This window comes from Bradyrhizobium sp. USDA 4502 (assembly GCF_054063355.1).
In genome coordinates, this window is record NZ_JBSSGF010000001.1 from 5,738,599 (window position 1) to 5,758,808 (window position 20,210).

Consider the following 20,210-nt stretch of genomic DNA (forward strand, 5'->3'; position numbering starts at 1 on the left):
TTCGCATCGCCCCGGAATGACGGAGTGACGTCATGAACTATGGTATCGCGTTCACACCGCTGGTTCCTTCGCTCGTGCTGTGGCTTGCGCTCGGCGCGATCGTCGTCATTGCCGTGCTGCTCCTGGTGTCGCGCGCGCGGGGCGCCGCGGTGCGGGTCGCGGCGCTGGCGCTGATCCTGCTGGCACTGGCCAATCCCTCCTTCACCCGCGAGGACCGCGAGCCGCTGTCCTCGGTCGCTGCCGTCGTGGTCGACAAGAGCCCGAGCCAGAATTTCGGCACGCGCAACCAGGAGACCGACAAGGCGCGGCAGGCGCTGGTCGACAGCCTGAAGCAGATCAAGGGCCTCGAGGTCCGCGTCGTCGAGGCCGGTCAGGCCGATGGCGAGACCGACGGAACGAAGCTGTTCGGGGCGCTGACGTCGGCGCTGTCGGACGTTCCGGTCGAGCGCGTCGCCGGCGCCTTCATGATCACCGATGGCCGCGTGCATGACATTCCCGCCAACGCCCAGGCGCTCGGCTTCCAGGCGCCGGTGCACGCGCTGATCACCGGCCGCAAGGACGAGCGCGACCGCCGCATCGCGATCACCGCCGCGCCGCGCTTCGGCATCGTCGGCCAAACCCAGACCATCACCTTCCGGCTCGACGACCAGGGCGTCACCGGCGAGCGCGCCAAGGTCACGATCCGCCGCGACGGCGAAGTGATCAACGAGCGCACGCTGACCAGCGGCCAGACCTCGAGCGTCGACATCGACATCAAGCACGCCGGGCCCAACATCGTCGAGATCGAGGCCTCGCCGCTCGAGAACGAGCTGACGCCGGTCAACAACCGCGCCGTGGTCGCGATCGACGGCGTGCGCGACAAGCTGCGCGTGCTGCTGGTGTCCGGCGAGCCGCATTCCGGCGAACGCACCTGGCGCAACCTCCTGAAGTCCGACCCCAGCGTCGATCTCGTTCACTTCACCATTCTGCGTCCGCCGGAGAAGCAGGACGGCACGCCGATCAACGAGCTGTCGCTGATCGCATTTCCGACCCGCGAGCTGTTCCAGCAGAAGATCAACGAATTCCAGCTGATCATCTTCGACCGCTACGCCCGCCAGGGCGTGCTGCCGATCGCCTATTTCGACAACATCGCGCGCTATGTCCGCGCCGGCGGCGCGGTGCTGGTCTCCGCCGGCCCCGACTACGCCTCGACCACCAGCATCTGGCGCACGCCGCTGGACTCCGTGCTGCCGGCCGAACCGGTCGGCGTGACCGAGAAGCCGTTCTACGCGCATCTGAGCGATGCCGGTAAGCGCCATCCGGTGACGCGCGGGCTGGAAGGCTCGAATGCCGAGCCGCCGCATTGGAGCCGGTTCTTCCGCACCGTCGATACCCGCAACGCGATCAATCCGCCGGTCATGACCGGAGCCGACGGCAAGCCGCTGCTGCTGCTGTCGCGCTTCGGCGAAGGCCGCGTCGCGCTGCTGCTCTCGGACCACATCTGGCTGTGGGCGCGCGGCTACGAGGGCGGCGGCCCGCATCTCGATTTGTTGCGGCGGGTGTCGCACTGGCTGATGAAGCAGCCCGACCTCGACGAAGAGGCGCTGCGCATGCAGGTGCAGGGCAAGGATCTCATGGTGGTGCGCCAGACCATGGCCGACACCGTCTCGCCGGTCACCGTGACGTCGCCGAGCGGCACCACGCATGAACTGACGCTCACCGCCGGCGATCCCGGCGAGTGGCGCGCGACGCTGCCCGCCAACGAGCTCGGCCTGTGGCAGGCCACCGACGGCACGCTGAAGGCGCTGATCAATGTCGGCCCGACCAACCCGAAGGAATTCTCGGAGGTCACCTCGACCACCGACATGCTGAAGCCGCTGGCGCAGGCGACCGGCGGCGATGCACGGCGCATCGTCGACGGTTCGAGCCTCGATATGCCGCGCGTCGTGCCGGTGCGCTCCTCCTCGATCTTCCGCGGCGACGGCTGGCTCGGCGTCAAGATGCGCGACGCCAGCGTCGTCAAGGGTGTCGGCGTGCTGCCGATGTTCGGCGGCCTGGTCGGCCTGCTGCTGTTGCTCGGCGCATTCGCGGCAACATGGCTGCGCGAGGGACGCTGAGCCCGGCCGGGCTCACGTCTGCGTTGCATCAAGCACACACAGGCAATGCATCGACACGGTTTGTCTGAACGCCGGTTGACATCGCGGACGCCATCCGATGTTATAATGTAACATCGGGGCGCTGGGGTGTTGACGCGCTCCCGATTGGGCGGGCGTCATCAGACATGCAGTGGTTCCGGCGACACATCAAGACTGGCTCGCGGCTTGCGCTGTTCGCGCTCGCCGTCCAGTTCATGCTGTCGTTCGGGCATTTCCATCCGATCGCGGCTGCGCAAGCGGCACCCGCAGTCCAGACCGGGCTGTCGCTGGTCGATCTCGCCTATATCGGGACCTCGGCGACGCCGGACCTCGCGGTCCAGGTGACCGGGACGACCCAGCCCGCCAATCACGACAACGAGCGGCATCCGGCCGACAATTGCGCGATCTGCGCCGTCATCTCGCTCGCGAGCAGCATGCTGTTCACGGCGCCGCCGGTGCTGTTGCTGCCGGAAGCCATCGAGCTTCTGTTCCGCACTACCAATGCCGAATTCGCCCATCTGAAATCGGCGCCGGCGGCCTTCCACTCCCGCGCACCTCCCCTGTCCTGACATCGACTGATTGCTGCACGCCCTGAGCGGACGGCCGCGCCACATTCGCGACCTGCGCCGATGGGGCAAATCGGAATCGATCCGTCATTTCGACGGGCCTGGATCGGGACAATGACACTTCAGAAGAAACGAGCACTCCACATCGGGAGCGTGAGCTGGCTATTGCTGGGCGCGATGAGCCACAATGCCCTGGCCGACGACACGCCGACGCAACTCCCTGACATCACCGTGACGGCACCGAGCCCGATCCAACGGCACCGGACGGCGCCAACGCGCACGCCGAGCCATATTGTCCGGGCCGCGCCGGGCCGCAATCGCGAACGCGCCGCGGCCGCGCAACCGGCGCCTGCGGCGCCCGCACCGGCACCGCAGCAAGGCGTGCTGCCCGTGGTGACCGATCAGTTCGCCACCGTCACCGTGATACCCAACGAGGAACTGCGGCGCTCCGGCAGCGCCACGCTTGGCGACCTCCTGTTTTCCAAACCCGGCATCACCGGTTCGAGCTTCGCGCCCGGCGCGTCGAGCCGGCCGATCATCCGCGGCCTCGACGTCAATCGCGTCGGTATCGTCGAAAACGGTCTCGGCGGCGGCGGCGTGTCGGATCTCGGCGAGGATCATTTCGTCCCGATCGATCCACTCTCGACCAACCAGATCGAAGTGGTGCGCGGCCCGGCCGCGCTGCGCTACGGCTCGACCTCGATCGGCGGCGTCGTCAGCGCCACCAACAACCGGATTCCCGATGCGATGCCGACCTGCGCGGCGGCGCCGTTCCAGAGCTACGGATTGCCGGTAAAGGCGCCGCTGGCCGACGCTGGCGCGCCGGGTTGCCTCAATGTCGAGACCCGCACCTCGGTGAGCTCGGTCAACCGCGGCGTCGAGGGCGGCATGCTGCTGGACGCCGGCGGCAACAATGTCGCCGTGCATGCCGACGTCTATGGCCGCACCACCAGCGACTACAGCATCCCGAGCTATCCCTATTTATTTGTGCCCGGCCAGCCATTCAACGGCCGCCAGCCGAACTCCGCGACGCAGTCGGACGGCGCGTCGGTCGGCGCCTCCTATTTCTTCCAGGGCGGCTATATCGGCGCGGCGATCACCCAGAACGACTCGCTCTACCACATCCCCGGCACCGACGGCGCCGATCACCAGACCCGGATCGACGCGCACCAGACCAAGATCGCCGTCAAGGGCGAGTATCGGCCCTATACTGCTGCGATCGACGCGGTGCGGTTCTGGGTCGGCGCGACCGACTATCGCCATAACGAGCTCGGCCTCGCCGATCCGACCGACCCGTTCAGCGACGGCGTGCGGCAGACCTTCACCAACAAGGAGCAGGAAGCCCGCGTCGAGGTCCAGATGATGCCGTTCAACGCGCGCTTCGCCACGGTGACGACGGCGTTCGGCGTGCAGGCCGGGCATCAGGAGCTGACCGCGCCGAGCCCGGACGATCCGGGCTCGCTGTTCAACGGGCTGTGGAGTCCGAACAACAACAACCGCGTCGCGGGTTACGTGTTCAACGAATTCAAATTCACGGATTCGACCAAGGCGCAAATCGCCGGCCGCATCGAGCATGTCGACCTGCACGGATCGATGCCGAATTTCCCGGCGGACTATCTGCCTGACGGCGTACCGCAGAGCTCGATCGCACGCAATCCGTCCTACACGCCGGTCAGCGGCAGCATCGGGCTGCTGCAGAACCTGCCCGGCGATCTCGTCGGCAGCATCACCGCGCAATATGTCGAACGCGCGCCGAAGCCTGCGGAGCTGTTCTCGCGCGGCGCGCATGATGCGACCGCGACATTCGACATCGGCAATCCGAACCTGACCATCGAGACCGCGAAATCGGTCGAGATCGGCCTGCGCAAGGCGACCGGACCGTTCCGCTTCGAGGCCACCGCCTATTACACCCGCTTCAGCAACTTCATCTATCGCCGCCTGACCGGGGTGATGTGCGGCGACGATTTCGACTCCTGCGGCAATGGCGATCCCAACAATGAGGCGCGGCAGGCGGTTTATTCGCAGCGCGACGCGATCTTCCGCGGCGCCGAATTCCAGAGCCAGTTCGACATCGGCCCGCTCAACGGCGGCATCTGGGGCATCGAGAACCAGTTCGACGTGGTGCGCGCCACCTTCACCGACGGCAGCAACGTGCCGCGGATTCCACCGGTGCGGCTTGGCGGCGGCTTCTATTGGCGCGACAGCAACTGGCTGACCCGCATCAATCTGGTGCACGCCTTCGCGCAGAACGACATCGCTGTCATCGGAGAGACCCCGACCGCGGGCTACAATCTCCTCAACGCGGAGATCACCTACAACACCAAGCTGAATTCGTCATGGATCGGCGCGCGCGAGATGACGCTTGGTCTGGCCGGCAACAACCTGCTCAACCAGAACATCCGCAACTCCGTTTCCTATACCAAGGACGAGGTGCTTATGCCGGGCCTCGGCGTGCGGGCGTTCGCCAATCTGAAGTTCTGAGCCAAGCGTATCCCTCTGCCGCCAGCGGCAGAGGGATCAAACTCTAACGCTTGTGTCGTCAGTGGCCGACGACGACTTCGCTGATCTGGATCACCGGCTGCTGGTCGGTGTAATTCGGGATGTCGCCCATGATCTCCTGGGCGTGCTTGCCCATGCCGGCCGCGAAGGCCTCAACCGAGTCGCAGAAGATGTGGCACATTCCGACATAGGTTGCAGGTTGCCCCGGCGCGCCCCCGGCGAGACCCTTGTCGACGGTGTAGTATTTGCACGCGTCGCCGAGGCGCGCCTTCACCAGCGGCATGTGCTTGTCGCGATAATAGTCGTGATCAAAGCGTGCGCCTGGATTGTTCGGATACATCACACTGACTTTGATCATGGCGCGCACTCTCCCTGTTGATATGACATGCGCCGGTCTTGTCCCGGCGCTTGCCTCAACTGTGCTTCAGTTTCCGATGGTGCGCAACCGTTCCGGCACCGCTCGCGCGGAGTCAGATCGCCTTGCTCCAGTCCGGCTGGATCGGCCCGGACACGCCCTCGGCCGCGCCGTCGACCAGTTCCATGACAAGCAGGCGACTGTAATCGACCGGGCCGGGCATGGTCATTCGTCCCTTCGGGACCGGCTTGAAGCCGACCCGTGCGTAGTATGGCTCGTCGCCGACCAGCACGATCAGCCGATGGCCCTTGGCGCGGGCGTCGTTGATCGCACGCTCGAGCAGCGCACGGCCGACGCCGCGGCTGCGGAACGGCGGCTCGACCGTCAACGGCCCAAGCATCAGGGCCGGCGTATCGCCGATCGTGACCGGCAGCTGGCGCACCGAGCCGACCAGCAGCGTGCCGATCCGCGCCGTGAAGGAGACATCGAGCAAATGATCGACATGCTCGCGCAGCCGGTAGGCGCTGAGCACGAAGCGGCCAGGCCCGAAGGTGCGCTCGTGCAGACGCTCGATCGCCTGGGCGTCTTTCGGGGTCTCGGGCAGGATGGTCAGGGACAATTCGGTCATTGTGGGGCGCGGGATAGCATCTGGCGCGGGCGCGGTCCATCACCGCCATGTCGCCGTCGGCGGCTTGCCCTCGAGCACCTCCGCGATCCGCAGCCGCGTGCCCGGGGTGGTCTCGTCAGGCAGATCAGCCGGATCGAAGAAGCCGCAGGCCACGATCTCGCGATTCGGCTCCGGCAGGCGGTCCTGCCGGTAGTTCCTGACGACGTAGACCGCGACATGATCGCGCGGCGAGACGTGGCTGTTGTGGAAGATGCCATGCAGCACCGGCTCGCCCTTGAGCTCGATCCGCCCCTCCTCCTCCAATTCGCGCCGCAGCGACTCGATAAAACTTTCGCCGACCTCGACCCCGCCGCCGGGCAGATACCAGCCGTGGACGTAGCTGTGCTTGACCAGGAACACCCTGTTGTCGGCATCGAGCACGACGGCACGGACCCCGAGCGTCATGCTGCGGACAAGCCGCCAGTAGAAATGAAACACCCATCTGATCTGCGGCTCGTAGCGCTTGCGTAAATCGAGCAGGACCGTCACTGAACCCTCGACATCATGGTGCTTGATCCGTGCTTTGATCCTTGCGCGCCTGCGCGGCTCTTGCCAATACAGGGCAGGACGTTCGGGATAGCACGACATGACCGGCTGCCGGCCACTTTTCGCGGACGATCCGAAGGGAATCGCATGATGGCGGCGTTCCGCCTCGCGCATCTGTCGGACCCGCATCTGCCGCCGCTGCCGGCGGCGCGGCTGCGCGATCTGGCCGGCAAGCGCGCCTTCGGCTACCTGAACTGGACGCGCAACCGTCATAAATATCACCGCCGCGACGTGCTCGATGCGCTGGTGTCGGACATGCAGGCGCAGCAGCCGGACCACATCGCCGTGACCGGAGATCTGGTCAATTTGGCACTGGATGCCGAGTTCAATCCGGCCCGGCAATGGCTGGAGGAGGTAGGTTTGCCTGCCGACGTCACCGTGGTCCCCGGCAACCACGACGCCTATGTGCGCGCGACCCGGCATCGCTTCGTCAGTCATTTCGGCGACTACCTGCGCGGCGACGCCGACGGCGCGGCAACGCATTTTCCGTTCGTGCGCCGCCGCGGGCCGGTGGCACTGATCGGCGTCTCCTCGGCGGTGCCGACGCCGCCGCTGATGGCGACCGGCTGGCTCGGCCATCCCCAGCTCGATGCGCTTGATGCGATCCTCGCGCAGCTGTCGCGGGAGGACGCCTTCCGCGTCCTCCTGGTGCATCACCCGCTGCACTCCGACGGCCGCGCCAAGCGGCTGACCGATTCGCATCAGCTGCTGGCGCTGCTCAGGCGCCACGGCGTCGAGCTGGTGCTGCATGGCCACGACCACATCCATTCGACGATGTGGTTCGACGGCCCGGAGCGGAAGATCCCGGCGATCGGCGTGCCGTCGGCATCGGCGCTGGCGCGCAAGCACTATCCGGCGGCGGCCTACAATTTGTTCACGATCGAGCGTGACGGCAATGCGTGGCGCTGCGAGCAGACCGTGCGCGGGCTCGGCGAGCACGCCGGCATTCGCGAATTGAAGCAAGCACGACTTTCCTAATCGCCGCCCCCGCCGCCGCCACACCCACCGCCGCAGCCGCCTCCGCTGTCGCCGCCGCCACCACCGCCGTCACCGCCATCGCCGCCGCCACTCCCGTCGCTGCCGGCATCGCCGAAGCCGGCTGACGATCCGTCGATCGAGGAGTCGGAGAAATCGCCGCCGCAATAGGGACTGCTGCCGCCGATGCCGCTGCGGCGCAGCGCCTCGCAGTCGGTGTGATAGATGAAACCGTTCGCGATGCTCAGCTTGGCGTCGAGCGCGAACAGCAGCGGCAGCCGAGTCGGCCTGACCGGATCGATGTTCTCGTATTTGCAGCAGTACCACCAGACCCGCCGCAGCCCCTCATTGCTCCTGCGCCGTTCCTTCACCAGGACGACCGCGGGGGTGTGATGCAGGAAGCTGCCGAAGGCGCGGCGGCAGAACGCGTCGTATTCGCGGGTGTAGAGAATGAATTCGTGCCAGAGGTCGTCGGCCGCCTGCGACGGCATCGAGACGTAGCGCTTGCCGCTCATCAGATAGGCGAGGAAGAACTGCCGCAGGCCGCGCGAGACCAGCGCACTGTCCTTGCGGGTGAAGCCGGGGTGACGCTTCTCGAGCCGCGCCAACAGGCCCGCCGGCCAGTGAAAGGTGCGGATGTATTCGGCGCGCCGCAATGTCTGCCACTTGCCGAACAGCACCGCGCTGCCGACCACCGCGGCTGCCGCCAGGACGCCGAAAAATGCCGAGGCGGGTGTTATGACCACGATGCCCCGCCCCTTGAGCGGCTAGAAGTTTTGCAAGCTCGCATACAGCGCGAGACCGAACAGCGCGAGCGCGCCCATGACGAAGCCGAACACGAACATGCCGATCCCGCCGCGGCGCCTCGGCGCCACCGGCACGGGGGGCGGCGCCGGCGGCTCGGCAACCGGAAGCGGCGTTGCCACCATCGCATGCTCGCGCTCGATCAGGCGGCGCGCGACATAGTCGGTGACGGCATCGACGATCGCGGCCACGTCATGCGATTCGGCGAGCACGATGCGGCCGAACCTCGTGTCCTGCACGAAGCGGTAGATCCGCTTGTCGCGCCCCATCAGCACATGCGCGACGACGTCGATCCACAGCCGCGGCGTCTCGCCCTGGCTGATGCCGCGGTCGAACAGATCGACCTTGTCCGGCACCTGCGCGAACAACGGATCGAGCGCATCGTTGAGGATCTCGAGCCGCGCCACCTCGGCGTCGCGCAACTCGACGACGACGCCGGTGCGATCGGCCGCCTCGATCCGCGCCCGCCGCAGCGCCTCTCGCAGCGTCGGCCGCATCTCGCGCGCCTCACTGCCGGTGTTCTGCGGATCGGACATGCCTTACGGTCTCGTGGTGACGGGTTTCCTGCGCATTAACCTATCAGCAACCAAGATGTCCGCAAAGGGCGTTGGTTCCCAAGCACTTAGGCGGCCACTTATCCCCAGATCAAAGACCTGACGCTGTCCCAAAAGCGGTCGACCCCACCCGGATGAACCGGATGGGGCCGCCGTCCTTGGACGTTTTCTTAGCTCTGAAAATTCTGGCGCTCAGGCCGAAACCCGCGACGGCTCCTCGACGATGGAGAAGCGCACGCCGGCCTTGTGGCGACTCTCTTCCGAGACTTCCTTCCAGCACTCTTCGGCTTCCTTGCGGGTCTTGAACGGACCGCGGACCTGGGCCGAGCCTTCGACGAGCTTGTGGAAGTTCATCGACCCGAACTCGCCGCCGATCACCCAGAAATTGCTGCCCTTGCTCATCGTCAGTCTCCTTCAAAAAATCGGGCTGCCTTTGCCCAGCCGCCTGTACCTTAATTCCCGCAACCTGCTCGCATCGACATTCTTGACAGAGCATTGCGAACCGCGTGTCAGGAGATAAACGCGAAAACAAGAAGTTCGTACAGATGCCTTGTTTTTTATTGGTGATGTCATGTAACATCTGAACTTGTAATAAATGTCGATTTGTAAATTCTGTCACAAAATAGGTCAGGAAGCCTGCCATGCCCGCCGGTTTTTCTTCTCCCTCTCCCCGTTCTTACGGGGAGAGGGTTGGGGTGAGGGGCTGTCTCCGCAGCGAGACTCGCGGAGAGTCCCCCTCACCCGGATCGCATCTGGCGATGCGATCCGGCCTCTCCCCGCGCGCGGGGCGAGGCGGTCAGAATTTGCTGCGGCAAGCGAGACCAACCCGTGCCCGGTGAATCCGGAAAGAAGCTATTCGTGGGTCCGCGCTTCCGGCGGATCCGCCAGCAATTGGGGCTGTCGCAGACCCAGATCGCCGAGGGGCTAGGCATCTCGCCCTCCTACATCAACCTGATCGAGCGCAACCAGCGCCCGGTGACGGCGCAGATCCTGCTGCGGCTGGCCGAGACCTACGACCTCGACTTGCGCGACCTCGCCACCGCCGACGAGGACCGCTTCTTCGCGGAACTCAACGAGATCTTCTCCGATCCCCTGTTCCGCCAGATCGACCTGCCGAAGCAGGAGCTGCGGGACCTCGCCGAACTCTGCCCCGGCGTGACGCATGCGCTGCAGCGGCTCTACGCCGCCTACACCGAGGCGCGCCGCGGCGAAACGCTGGTGGCGGCGCAGATGGCCGACCGCGAAGGCTCGCAATTCGACGCCAATCCGATCGAGCGGGTGCGTGACCTGATCGAGGCCAACCGCAACTATTTTCCGGAGCTCGAGACCGCCGCGGAGAATTTACGCGACGAGCTCAACGTGCCGACCGAAGGCCTGTTCACGGCGCTGACCACGCGCTTGCGCGAAAAACATTCGATTCTGACCCGCGTGATGCCGGTCGACGTGATGCGCGAGACGCTGCGCCGTTTCGATCGGCATCGCCGGCAGCTCTTGATCTCCGAACTCGTCGACAGCTCCGGCCGCAGCTTCCAGCTTGCGCTGCAGATCGGCTTTGTCGAGTGCGGCGCCGCGATCGACGCCATCGTCAGCCGCGCCGGTCCGCTCGACGATACCGCGCGCCGGCTCTACCGCATCACGCTCGCCAATTACTTCGCAGCCGCCGCGATGATGCCCTATCAGGCGTTTCATTCCGCAGCCGAAGCCTTGAGCTACGACGTCCACGTGCTGGCGCAGCGCTTCAACGCCGGCTTCGAGCAGGTCTGCCACCGCCTCACCACGCTGCAGCGGCCGAACGCGCGCGGCGTGCCATTCTTCCTGCTCCGCGTCGACAATGCCGGCAACGTGTCGAAGCGGTTCTCCTCCGGCACCTTCCCGTTCTCCAAGTTCGGCGGCACCTGCCCGCTCTGGAACGTGCATTCGACCTTCGACATGCCGGATCGCCTGCTCAGCCAGGTGATCGAATTGCCGGACGGCACGCGCTACTTCTCCATCGCGCAGATGGTGCGCCGGCCGGTGGCGCCCTACCCGCGGCCACAGCCGCGCTTTGCGATCGGGCTCGGCTGCGAGATCCGTCATGCGGCAAAACTCGTCTATGCCACCGGCATGGATCTGGAAAAGGTCGAGGGCACCCCGATTGGCGTCAACTGCCGGCTTTGCGAGCGCGAGAATTGCAGCCAGCGCGCCGAGCCGCCGATCACGCGCACCCTGATCCTGGACGAGACCACGCGGCGCGTGTCCTCGTTCGCGTTCTCGAATGCGCGGGAGTTGTGAGCCAAGGATCAATCCACCGATCAATCCACCGCGGCAAAAGCCTTGCACCAGCCGTCCTTGCCGATCGCGCCCTCGACCACCTTGCAGCCATCGGGTGCGACGAACAGCGTGCACATCTCCTGCACGAGGCGCTGGTCCGGCGCGGCGCCTGGCCGCCGAAAACGGAGGAGGATTCGACCGAGGACGACGTGCGCTAAAGCATGATCCGGAAAAGTGCGAAGCGGCTTTCCCTCGCGACAACGCGTTTGCGCGAATCACACACCAAACTAAAGCGCGATGACGATTCGACCCAGCGCGTGTACTCGACGCGACTAATCCGTTGACGTCGTCACCTGACCGCAGGTTCACCCAATGAAAACGGCGGGAGGAACTTTCGGTTCCGCTGCGAGTCATATTTGTGACGCGATGTGGCCTGGACCGCCAAGGGAGAGACCGAGGGAGAGATCATGTCAAAGTCCCGCCTTGGAATGGCTGCGGCCGGCGTTGTAATTGGCGTTCTGGGAGCGCTGCCGAGCGCGGCCGAGGCGGGTTTCCGCCTGCGCGTTGGCGGCCCCGTGGGTGTCGCGCGCTTCGCGATGGCCGGCGTGCTGTCGGTCGCAGGTCTCCGCCACGCACGCATAGCGGCGCGCCACAGCCGCGTCCGCATGGCTGCTCTAAGACCGCAAGATCTTCGCCCCGCCGCCGAGTCGATCGGCCCGAGTGAGCGCGCGCAGCTCACTGCCGTCGCCGCGCTGGCCGGCTGGCAGGGCGGCCGAGCTGCGCAAGGCTGGTGGCAGCACTCCGACGGTTCATACGGCTGGGTCGGTCCGCTCTTCTGGCCGTTTGCCTATAGCGATCTCTATGACTACGCGCTTCTCAATGATGGCACCGGCTTCTGGGCCTATGGCTACGGCGATCTCTACGCCGCGATCTTCTCGCCTTACGCTGCGAGCGATCTCTCAGCGTTTGCGGCCGAGCGCCCCGCCGGGAGGCGGCATCGCAAAGCGCCCTCGGTGCAGGAATTCTGTAGCGGCGACACCGCCGAGACGACCGGCCTTCCCCTCGAGCGGATCGGCCTGGCGGTCGCGGCGAACGAGGCGCAGCGCGCAGCCTTCGACGAGCTCGCGAGCGCCTGGATTTCCGCCGGCAACACCATCCGCGCTTCCTGTCCAGCACAGACCGCAACCACCGCGCTGGAGCGATTCGCGGCCATGCAGAGCCGCGTCAACGCGATGCTGAGCGCAGTTGCGACCGTTATGCCGCCATTTCAAAAATTCTACGATCTCCTAAGCGATGAACAGAAGGCCCAGCTCAACTCGCCCGAACGCGACCGCCGCGCTAACGCTGCGGCCGCGAAGCTGAAGGAGATGCAGGACGCCGCCTGCCAGGCGAGCCGTGAACCGCAAGACGAGCAACAGGCCGAAAAGCAATACCGCCAGCTCGTCGCCCAGCAATGGCCCCTCGACGACATCGTCGCCAGCCTGAAACTGAACGATACGCAACGCGCAGCGCTCGAAGTGGTGCAGGATACCACGATGGGCACCATGGAAGCCTTAAACCCATGCCCGCCAAAGGACGCGCTCACCCCGCCGGCCCGCCTTAAGGCCGCAAAGGCGCGGTTGGAAGCGATGAGAGAGGCGATCATCAGCGTGAACGACGCGGTCGACGATTTCCGTTGGAACCTGAGTGACGAGCAGAAGACGCAGTTCGAGGGGCTCGGTCTGAAGAAGCGGGGGGTGTGATTTTCCATCCCCAAGCGGCGCTGGTCGGCCAAGGCGATACTTCGCATCCCCTGTCGCATTTGCTAGTCGTCCGCTAAGAAGGGCTGGACATGCGAGCATGCGTTATAGGGGCGGGCTCTAAGTAGTTCGGTCGCGCGACCGAGACGCCGTTCAACATGAACTTTGAGGCCCGCACGTAGTCAACTGAACTTCTTTGGATGTTGCTTATTGGCCCAAGGCCGACATACGGCGATGTCGGCCTCAACGTCAGCTTCCGAGATCAAAGCGGACGCGAAGAATTCATGAGTACACGCCCTGATCTCATCGCGCCTTAGCGCGTACTGCGCTCGTCTTGCTGAAGCGGAGGCCGAGCGAGGCGGCGGACGTCATGCGACGGCACAACCGGCCGGGGCTGTGGCCGGCATGCACGTAGCCAGGACATCCGCCTGAGCTGGTGCCCATCCGTTGACGCCCCGGATCAGCGGCGCGCAACGGCCCTCGCCTCCGCGCGGGACGCCAGCAAGCGCCGCCGCGCGAGAGTGACACCGGCCATCAGATCAATCTGCGCCGTCTTGGATCGCTCGGTCTGCTAGCCACCGGGCGGCGTGTAAGCGGTCTTGAGCTTGGTCGCGTGCTGACGCACCACCTTGATCTCGTCCTGGGTAAAGAGCCGGACCAGCCTCACGTTCTGCATGGCGCCGGCCGCAACCACCACGCCGCTGATCGCGGGCGCGAAGCTCGGATCCGGCACGTCGAAGATCACCATCACGCCGGGGCCATCGGTCGCCGTGCTGTACATCGAAATCAGTTTCCCGCCGGCGGCCTCGATCAACTTCTTCGCGGCCTCGTATCGATTGGTCGTCGGGTTTTCCATGATGTTGTTCAGGGAACGCGGGGTGTATTCACCAGAGAAGCAGAAATGCATGGCAATCGCTCCGTTTGGTTGAAATGAAAAAAACTTTCACCCAGGCGCGCGGCCCGGGCAGAGCATTTCGTACTGAAAAATGAGAAGAAATGGCCTGCCGATGGCCAGTCGCGCTGCCGCTCATTCTCCGGATTTCGGCGCAACCGGTGGCAGCTCGCCGCGCAATCTACATCAGACCCGCGGCAAATAAAATCGCGTTTCTGCTCTGCGACAGAATCTCTTCCTTAGTCGATGCAGCGTCGAGGGGCAGCGTGCCTGACCTGACCGACGAGCGGTCCCGATCCATCCGCGTCCGCCAAGCGCCTGCCAGGCGGTTGCGGCACAACGCCTTGCAAACAAGGGCGATCTGCCTCAGTGTCCGGCGCCCGCTATCAAGAACAAGCGAAAGAAAACTCATGAAGCATCGCGCGCTCGGCCGCTCCGGCCTCACTGTCCCTCCCCTGTGCTTCGGCTGCAATGTATTCGGCTGGACCGTGGACGAGACGTCGTCGTTTCGCCTGCTCGACACCGTGCTCGATCAGGGGCTGACATTCCTGGATACGGCGGATGTCTATTCGCGCTGGGTGCCGGGCCACAGCGGCGGCGAATCCGAGACGATCATCGGCAAATGGATGAAGGCGCGCGGCAACCGCAACCGCGTCATCCTCGCCACCAAGGTCGGCATGGACATGGGCGGCGGCAATGTCGGGCTGAAGCCGGACTACATCGCGCGCGCCGTCGAGGACTCGCTGCGGCGGCTGCAGACCGATTTCATCGACCTCTACCAGTCCCACAAGGACGATGAGACGACACCGCAGGAAGAGACGCTCGCGGCCTATGACAAACTGGTCAAGGCCGGCAAGGTCAGGGCGATCGGCGCCTCGAACTTCTCGGCGGAGCGACTCCAGAGCGCGCTCGACATTGCCAAGGCGAACGGCCTGCCGCGCTACGAGAGCATGCAGCCCGAATACAGCCTCGCGGAACGCTCAAGCTACGAACGCGCGCTGCAACGCGTCTGCGAGGCGAACGACGTCGGCGTGATCACATTCTTCTCGCTCGCCGCCGGATTTTTGACCGGCAAATATCGCTCGGAGAGCGACTTCGCCAAGAGCCCGCGCGGGGCACGCAGCATTCCAAAATACATGAACCCGCGCGGCATGCGCATCCTGGCCGGTCTCGACGAGGTCGCCGCGGAAACCCGCGCCGAGCCGGCCGCGGTCGCGCTCGCCTGGCTGATGGCAAAACCCTCCGTCACCGCGCCGATTGTCAGCGCCACCAGGCCCGAGCAGGTCGCAACGCTGGTCGCGGCGACCAAACTTGAGCTGAGCAAGGATCAGGTCGAACGGCTGGACGCCGCGAGCGCGTAGCAGCTGCCTTCACTTCACCTCGCCCCGCGTGCGGGGAGAGGTCGGAACGCATCGCTAGATGCGTTCCGGGTGAGGGGGAGCTTCCGCGAATGCAGCTATCGCCGTATTTGCGGAGACAGCCCCTCACCCCAACCCTCTCCCCTAAGAACGGGGCGAGGGAGCACACCGCCTTCGCGGCTACGGCTTGGTCTCACCCTACCCCCACGGGCCGCGCTGGCCGGATCCGCCCCACGGGCTGCGCGGCGGATAGCTTCCACCGGCCGGGCGCGGCGCGGTCTGGGTGCCGAGCTCGGCGGCGAGCTGCTGCAGCGCGGCGATGCGGTTCGCGGTCGAGGGGTGGGTCGCGAACAGGTTGTCGACGCCGTGGCCCGACAGCGGGTTGATGATGAACATGTGCGCGGTGGCCGGATTGCGCTCGGCCTCCATGTTCGGCACCTGATGCGCGGCGTTCTCGATCTTCGCGAGCGCGGAGGCAAGCCACATCGGCTGGCCGACGATGCGTGCGCCATAATTGTCGGCGGCGTATTCGCGGGTGCGACTGATCGCCATCTGCACCAGCATGGCGCCGAGCGGCGCCAGGATCATCATCGCGATCGATCCGACAATGCCGGGGCCGTTGTTGTTGCGGTTGCCGCCGAAGAACATACCGAACTGCGCCAGCATCGAGATCGCGCCGGCGATCGTCGCCGTGATCGTCATGGTGAGCGTGTCGTGATGCTTGATATGCGCAAGCTCATGCGCGATCACGCCGGCAAGCTCCTCGCGGCTGAGTTGCTGCATCAGGCCCGTGGTGACGGCGACCGCCGCGTTCTCCGGGTTGCGGCCGGTCGCGAACGCATTGGGCTGCGCCTCGTCCATCAGGAATACGCGCGGCATCGGGAGAGCGGCGCGCTGTGCGAGCTCGGCGACGAGATTGTAGAGTTCGGGCGCCGAGCCCGCATCGACCTGATGGGCGCCGTACATCGACAGCACCATGCGATCGGAATTCCAGTAGGTGAACAGATTTGTCGCAGCCGCGACCATCAGCGCGATCACGGCGCCGGTGCCGCCGCCGATCAGATAGCCGACTCCCATGAACAGGGCGGTGAGGCCGGCAAGCAGGAGCGCGGTGCGGAAATAATTCATCGTTGTTCCCTCACGGCGAGCGGAATGCTGCCACAACTGACGTCGCTGAGGTAGGGATTTTGCCGCGGAAGCCGCAAGGGGAACCAGTGCGTCGCAGCGACGCGGCGCGGGTTAATGATTGGTCATGTGCGGCGCCGTCCGTAGCCCGCATGAGCGAAGCGACATGCGGGGGCACCGCCCCGGATATCGCTTCGCTCATCCGGGCTACGAGATCGTGCCTACGCCGCCGGTTCGGAAGCACGCTACGCCGCCGGCTCCTGCGCGATCACCACCCCCTCCTCGCGCAGCGCGACGCGCAACATGCGGGCGAGCTCGGCGCGGCTGTAGGGTTTTGCCAGGAACAGGATGCCCTGCACGAGTTTGCCGTCCTGGTCGATGGCGTCATCGGTATAGCCCGACGTGAAGAGGACGCGGAGACCCGGGCGGCGCTTCCGCGCCTCGGTGGCGAGGTCGCGCCCGTTCATCGCGCCCGGCATGATGACGTCGGTGAACAACAGATCGATCGGCGCGCCGCTGTCGAGCACGGCAAGGGCTTCGCGGCCATTATTGGCCGACTGCGTGGTGTAGCCGAGGCTCTCGATCTGGGTCAGCACATAGGAGCGCACCAGTCTGTCGTCCTCGACGACGAGCACGATTTCCCGCGCGCCGCGCGCGTCCGGCTGCCGCTGTTCGGGCACTGCTGCCGCTGAGACCACTGCCGCGCGCGGCAGATAGAGCATCACCCTGGTGCCGCGACCGATCTCACTGTCGAGCACGACGTGGCCGTTGGATTGCTTGACGAAGCCGTACACCATGCTGAGGCCGAGCCCGGTGCCCTTGCCGACGTCCTTGGTGGTGAAGAACGGCTCGAACACCTTGGCCAGATCGACTTCCGCAATGCCCCGGCCGTTGTCGGTCAGCGCGATCGCGACATAGTCGCCGGCGGCAAGCCCGTCATGGCCGCTCACGTCCGATGGCTTGAGCTCGGCCGTGCGGGTCTCGATCGTCAGCCGGCCGCCCTTCGGCATCGCGTCGCGCGCGTTGAGCGCAAGGTTGATGATCGCGGTGACGAGCTGGTTACCATCGACCAGTGCGCGCGGCAGATCGGGTGCGGCGCGAAAATCGATGTCGACATGGTCGCCGATGGTCGGCCGCAGCAGCTCTATGGTGTCGACCATCAACGCGTTGACGTCGACGTCGCTCGGCTGCAGCGGCTGCTTGCGCGCGAAGGCGAGCAGATGCCGCGTCAGCGATGCGCCGCGCTCGGCGGCGTCGCGGATCAGCGCGGTGATCTCCGTGAGCTGGCGGTTGTGAGTGACTGCCTCGGCCAGGATGTCGATCGTGCCGGTGATGACGGTGAGGATGTTGTTGAAGTCGTGCGCAATGCCGCCGGTGAGCTGGCCGACCGCTTCCATCTTCTGCGCCTGACGGATCTTGCTCTCATTCGCCTCGGCCTCGCGAAAGCGCTCGAGCAGGAATTCCGAGCGCTGGCGCTGGCGTCCCTCCTCGGCGAGCGCGACATGGGCCTCGCGCAACTGCTCTTCGGTCGGGATCGCGAGAATCCGCGGGATCAGCGGCCAGAGCAGCACTGCGGTGAAGATCGAGGCGACAGCGGTCAGTGCCTTGAGCAGGCCCTCGAGACCGTAGATCGGCACCCACAGCGTGTAGATCGAGAACACATGGGTCAGGCCGCAGGCGAGGATGAACGCGGCGAACGGCCAGGCCATCCAGCCGAACTGGAAATCGCGCCGCTTGGAGACGAGGATCGCCAGCGCAAACGGGATCGAGAAATACGAAGCGGCAATGATCGCGTCTGAAATCACGTGGAGCCAGATCAGCTCCGGCTCCCACAGCAGGCAGATGCCGTGCGGCGAAAACGTCGACGAATCCAAAAGACGCTCGAGAAAACTCCACATGGGTCCCTCCGGGCGTGATCGATCCGCCGGCACCCCTGCCCGCGAATCACCGGCCGATCATAGCGGCGGCGGCTCAACCTACCTCAGCCCAATTGGTCTAAGAGCGGCACCCCCGTTGTTGCCCGGTGTCGCCCTGGTGTATGCAGATTGGACCTCAATTCCCCTTTTTCCAGCCGGTGACATCGATGCCAGCCTCTTCCCTCCGCGCCCCGATCATGATCGCAGCGATCGCGGGGGCGCTGGCGTTCACTACCTTCGCCTCGGCGCAGCAGCCGTTGCCCAGCCCCTTGAATCCCGCGTCGGTCAGGCCGCGTCCTGCCGCCGTCGCCTCGCCGAGGGCTGCGTCCTGCAACAACGGGCAGAACTTCGATCGCTTCCTCGCCGAGCTGAAGCAGAAGGCGGCCGCCGCCGGCGTCTCGCAGCGCACGATCGCGGAGGCCGCGCCCTACCTGATCTACGACCAGGGCATCGTCAACCGCGACCGCGGCCAGCGCGTGTTCGGGCAGATCTTCACCCAGTTCGCCGGCCGCATGGCCGCGAACTATCGCATGCAGCAGGGCCAGCAATACATCCGGACTTATGCCGCGGCGTTCGCGCGCGCCGAAAAGGAATATGGCGTGCCGCCGGCGGTGATCGCCGCGTTCTGGGGACTTGAGAGCGATTTCGGCGTCCAGATGGGCAATTTGCCGACGCTGAAATCGCTGGTGTCGCTGGCCTATGATTGCCGCCGCTCCGAAATGTTCCAGGGCGAGACCATCGCCGCGCTGAAGATCATCGAGCGCGGCGACCTGACACCCGACGAGATGATCGGCTCATGGGCCGGCGAGCTCGGCCAGACGCAATTCTTGCCGACGCATTATTTCAATTACGCGGTCGACTATGACGGCGACGGCCACCGCAATCTCCTGCAAAGCGGCCCCGACGTGATCGGCTCGACCGCGAACTACATCGCCACCGGATTGAAATGGCGGCGCGGCGAGCCGTGGCTGCAGGAGGTGCGCGTGCCGCAGGCGGCAAACTTCCCGTGGGACCAGGCCGACCTCACCATCAAGCTGCCGCGCTCGAAATGGGTGGCGCTCGGCGTCAGCTTGACCGACGGCAAGCCGTTGCCGAATGACAAGATGCCGGCCTCGCTGCTGCTGCCGATGGGCCGGATGGGTCCGGCGTTCCTCGCCTATGCGAACTTCGCCGCCTACACCGAGTGGAACAACTCGCTGATCTATTCGACCACCGCCGGCTATCTCGCCGGCCGCATCGCGGGCGCACCGCCGATGCAGCGGCCGCACGGTCCGGTCGCGCAATTGCCGTTCAATGAGATCAAGGAGCTGCAGGGACTGCTCGCGCGCGCCGGCTACGACGTCGGCAAGATCGACGGCGTGCTCGGACAGGCAAGCCGCAGCGCGGTGAAGGCGATGCAGATGAAATACGGCCTGCCGGCGGATTCCTGGCCGACCGCGGAGCTCCTGGCGCGGATGCGCGGCGGCCGCACCCAGCCTGCCGCCGATGCCGCGGCACCGGGGATGCGGTAGAGCAAACGCCCATTTTCCGTAGCCCGGATGCGGCGCAGCGCAATCCGGGACAAGCCCCGATGCGCCTCCCCGGATTGCGCTGCGCTCCATCCGGGCTACGCAGACTCTGGCGATCCGTCATCCTGAGGTGCGAGCGGAGCGAGCCTCGAAGGATGAATCGGCCACACTGGGGCCGTGCATCCTTCGAGACGCGCTTCGCGCTCCTCAGGATGACGGGATCAAGAATGCCGCCCGCGGGAAATATTTGACCAAGTGTTACAGCTCCCCGCAGTTGTATTCTTCCCCTTGCCGCCCCACTTGCAGCATCGCCGTTCGGTAACATCCGGATTTCATCAGAAC

Annotated in this window: 17 protein-coding genes; 8 read left to right on the top strand and 9 right to left on the bottom strand. The window is 65.6% G+C overall.

Annotated features, from left to right (window positions below):
- Nucleotides 1-32 precede the first annotated feature (32 nt).
- From ACVW1B_RS26795 to ACVW1B_RS26805, 3 genes are all read left to right on the top strand, one after another.
- The gene (locus ACVW1B_RS26795; protein WP_456779277.1) at nucleotides 33-2,096 is read left to right on the top strand and encodes a hypothetical protein; all 2,064 of its coding nucleotides are present in this window, start codon (nucleotides 33-35) and stop codon (nucleotides 2,094-2,096) included.
- A 164-nt stretch (nucleotides 2,097-2,260) separates the two neighbouring features.
- Nucleotides 2,261-2,683 (top strand): DUF2946 family protein, encoded by a 423-nt coding sequence (locus tag ACVW1B_RS26800; RefSeq protein WP_456779276.1) that lies wholly within the window; start codon nucleotides 2,261-2,263, stop codon nucleotides 2,681-2,683.
- A 111-nt stretch (nucleotides 2,684-2,794) separates the two neighbouring features.
- A complete protein-coding gene (locus ACVW1B_RS26805; protein ID WP_456822488.1) occupies nucleotides 2,795-5,161 on the top strand; it encodes a TonB-dependent receptor in 2,367 nt (788 codons plus the stop codon).
- A gap of 58 nt (nucleotides 5,162-5,219) precedes the next feature.
- On the opposite strand, the gene ACVW1B_RS26810 is transcribed toward ACVW1B_RS26805, so the two are convergent.
- From ACVW1B_RS26810 to ACVW1B_RS26820, 3 genes are all read right to left on the bottom strand, one after another.
- Entirely contained in the window at nucleotides 5,220-5,537 is a 318-nt protein-coding gene (locus ACVW1B_RS26810; protein WP_225158578.1) for an EthD family reductase, read from the bottom strand.
- A gap of 112 nt (nucleotides 5,538-5,649) precedes the next feature.
- Nucleotides 5,650-6,162 (bottom strand): GNAT family N-acetyltransferase, encoded by a 513-nt coding sequence (locus tag ACVW1B_RS26815; protein ID WP_038386020.1) that lies wholly within the window; start codon nucleotides 6,160-6,162, stop codon nucleotides 5,650-5,652.
- A gap of 39 nt (nucleotides 6,163-6,201) precedes the next feature.
- Nucleotides 6,202-6,690 (bottom strand): NUDIX domain-containing protein, encoded by a 489-nt coding sequence (locus ACVW1B_RS26820; protein ID WP_016839736.1) that lies wholly within the window; start codon nucleotides 6,688-6,690, stop codon nucleotides 6,202-6,204.
- A 147-nt stretch (nucleotides 6,691-6,837) separates the two neighbouring features.
- Between ACVW1B_RS26820 and ACVW1B_RS26825 the strand changes: the two genes are divergently transcribed.
- A complete protein-coding gene (locus ACVW1B_RS26825; RefSeq protein WP_456822489.1) occupies nucleotides 6,838-7,725 on the top strand; it encodes a metallophosphoesterase family protein in 888 nt (295 codons plus the stop codon).
- On the opposite strand, the gene ACVW1B_RS26830 is transcribed toward ACVW1B_RS26825, so the two are convergent.
- The 3 genes from ACVW1B_RS26830 to ACVW1B_RS26840 all read right to left on the bottom strand — a co-directional run bounded on the left by ACVW1B_RS26830 (nucleotide 7,722) and on the right by ACVW1B_RS26840 (nucleotide 9,482).
- On the bottom strand, nucleotides 7,722-8,468 hold the full coding sequence (locus ACVW1B_RS26830; protein ID WP_253607121.1) for a glycine-rich domain-containing protein: 747 nt from the start codon (nucleotides 8,466-8,468) through the stop codon (nucleotides 7,722-7,724). The two genes, ACVW1B_RS26825 and ACVW1B_RS26830, sit on opposite strands and share 4 nt — an antisense overlap.
- A 21-nt stretch (nucleotides 8,469-8,489) precedes the next feature.
- Nucleotides 8,490-9,062, bottom strand: coding sequence for a hypothetical protein (locus ACVW1B_RS26835; RefSeq protein ID WP_253607120.1), 573 nt, complete (start codon nucleotides 9,060-9,062; stop codon nucleotides 8,490-8,492).
- Between the two features lie 210 nt (nucleotides 9,063-9,272).
- Nucleotides 9,273-9,482, bottom strand: coding sequence for a DUF4170 domain-containing protein (locus tag ACVW1B_RS26840; protein WP_016839740.1), 210 nt, complete (start codon nucleotides 9,480-9,482; stop codon nucleotides 9,273-9,275).
- Nucleotides 9,483-9,908: 426 nt separating this feature from the next.
- Here ACVW1B_RS26840 and ACVW1B_RS26845 point away from each other — a divergent pair, with 426 nt between their 5' ends.
- On the top strand, nucleotides 9,909-11,351 hold the full coding sequence (locus ACVW1B_RS26845; protein WP_253607119.1) for a helix-turn-helix domain-containing protein: 1,443 nt from the start codon (nucleotides 9,909-9,911) through the stop codon (nucleotides 11,349-11,351).
- Between the two features lie 467 nt (nucleotides 11,352-11,818).
- Nucleotides 11,819-13,072, top strand: coding sequence for a Spy/CpxP family protein refolding chaperone (locus ACVW1B_RS26850; RefSeq protein WP_253607118.1), 1,254 nt, complete (start codon nucleotides 11,819-11,821; stop codon nucleotides 13,070-13,072).
- A gap of 568 nt (nucleotides 13,073-13,640) precedes the next feature.
- On the opposite strand, the gene ACVW1B_RS26855 is transcribed toward ACVW1B_RS26850, so the two are convergent.
- Nucleotides 13,641-13,976, bottom strand: a complete 336-nt coding sequence (locus ACVW1B_RS26855) for a GYD domain-containing protein (protein WP_028333204.1) — start codon at nucleotides 13,974-13,976, stop codon at nucleotides 13,641-13,643.
- A 395-nt stretch (nucleotides 13,977-14,371) separates the two neighbouring features.
- Here ACVW1B_RS26855 and ACVW1B_RS26860 point away from each other — a divergent pair, with 395 nt between their 5' ends.
- A complete protein-coding gene (locus ACVW1B_RS26860) occupies nucleotides 14,372-15,322 on the top strand; it encodes an aldo/keto reductase (protein ID WP_253607117.1) in 951 nt (316 codons plus the stop codon).
- 195 nt (nucleotides 15,323-15,517) lie between these two features.
- Here ACVW1B_RS26860 and htpX read toward each other — a convergent pair whose 3' ends face one another.
- Together htpX and ACVW1B_RS26870 are read right to left on the bottom strand one after the other, a co-directional pair.
- Nucleotides 15,518-16,447: a zinc metalloprotease HtpX gene (gene htpX, locus ACVW1B_RS26865; RefSeq protein ID WP_141340519.1), complete on the bottom strand. Its 930-nt coding sequence runs from the start codon at nucleotides 16,445-16,447 to the stop codon at nucleotides 15,518-15,520.
- A 242-nt stretch (nucleotides 16,448-16,689) separates the two neighbouring features.
- The gene (locus ACVW1B_RS26870) at nucleotides 16,690-18,342 is read right to left on the bottom strand and encodes an ATP-binding protein (protein ID WP_253607116.1); all 1,653 of its coding nucleotides are present in this window, start codon (nucleotides 18,340-18,342) and stop codon (nucleotides 16,690-16,692) included.
- Between the two features lie 185 nt (nucleotides 18,343-18,527).
- Between ACVW1B_RS26870 and ACVW1B_RS26875 the strand changes: the two genes are divergently transcribed.
- The gene (locus ACVW1B_RS26875; RefSeq protein ID WP_253607115.1) at nucleotides 18,528-19,871 is read left to right on the top strand and encodes a lytic murein transglycosylase; all 1,344 of its coding nucleotides are present in this window, start codon (nucleotides 18,528-18,530) and stop codon (nucleotides 19,869-19,871) included.
- Nucleotides 19,872-20,210 lie beyond the last annotated feature (339 nt).

Bases quoted from the DNA above. Each gene is read 5' to 3' on its own strand.
- ACVW1B_RS26795 (WP_456779277.1), top strand. From the start codon at position 33: ATGAACTATGGTATCGCGTTCACACCGCTGGTTCCTTCGCTCGTGCTG.
- ACVW1B_RS26800 (WP_456779276.1), top strand. From the start codon at position 2,261: ATGCAGTGGTTCCGGCGACACATCAAGACTGGCTCGCGGCTTGCGCTG.
- ACVW1B_RS26805 (WP_456822488.1), top strand. From the start codon at position 2,795: ATGACACTTCAGAAGAAACGAGCACTCCACATCGGGAGCGTGAGCTGG.
- ACVW1B_RS26810 (WP_225158578.1), bottom strand. From the start codon at position 5,537: ATGATCAAAGTCAGTGTGATGTATCCGAACAATCCAGGCGCACGCTTT.
- ACVW1B_RS26815 (WP_038386020.1), bottom strand. From the start codon at position 6,162: ATGACCGAATTGTCCCTGACCATCCTGCCCGAGACCCCGAAAGACGCC.
- ACVW1B_RS26825 (WP_456822489.1), top strand. From the start codon at position 6,838: ATGGCGGCGTTCCGCCTCGCGCATCTGTCGGACCCGCATCTGCCGCCG.
- ACVW1B_RS26835 (WP_253607120.1), bottom strand. From the start codon at position 9,062: ATGTCCGATCCGCAGAACACCGGCAGTGAGGCGCGCGAGATGCGGCCG.
- ACVW1B_RS26840 (WP_016839740.1), bottom strand. From the start codon at position 9,482: ATGAGCAAGGGCAGCAATTTCTGGGTGATCGGCGGCGAGTTCGGGTCG.
- ACVW1B_RS26850 (WP_253607118.1), top strand. From the start codon at position 11,819: ATGGCTGCGGCCGGCGTTGTAATTGGCGTTCTGGGAGCGCTGCCGAGC.
- ACVW1B_RS26855 (WP_028333204.1), bottom strand. From the start codon at position 13,976: ATGCATTTCTGCTTCTCTGGTGAATACACCCCGCGTTCCCTGAACAAC.
- ACVW1B_RS26860 (WP_253607117.1), top strand. From the start codon at position 14,372: ATGAAGCATCGCGCGCTCGGCCGCTCCGGCCTCACTGTCCCTCCCCTG.
- htpX (WP_141340519.1), bottom strand. From the start codon at position 16,447: ATGAATTATTTCCGCACCGCGCTCCTGCTTGCCGGCCTCACCGCCCTG.
- ACVW1B_RS26870 (WP_253607116.1), bottom strand. From the start codon at position 18,342: ATGTGGAGTTTTCTCGAGCGTCTTTTGGATTCGTCGACGTTTTCGCCG.
- ACVW1B_RS26875 (WP_253607115.1), top strand. From the start codon at position 18,528: ATGCCAGCCTCTTCCCTCCGCGCCCCGATCATGATCGCAGCGATCGCG.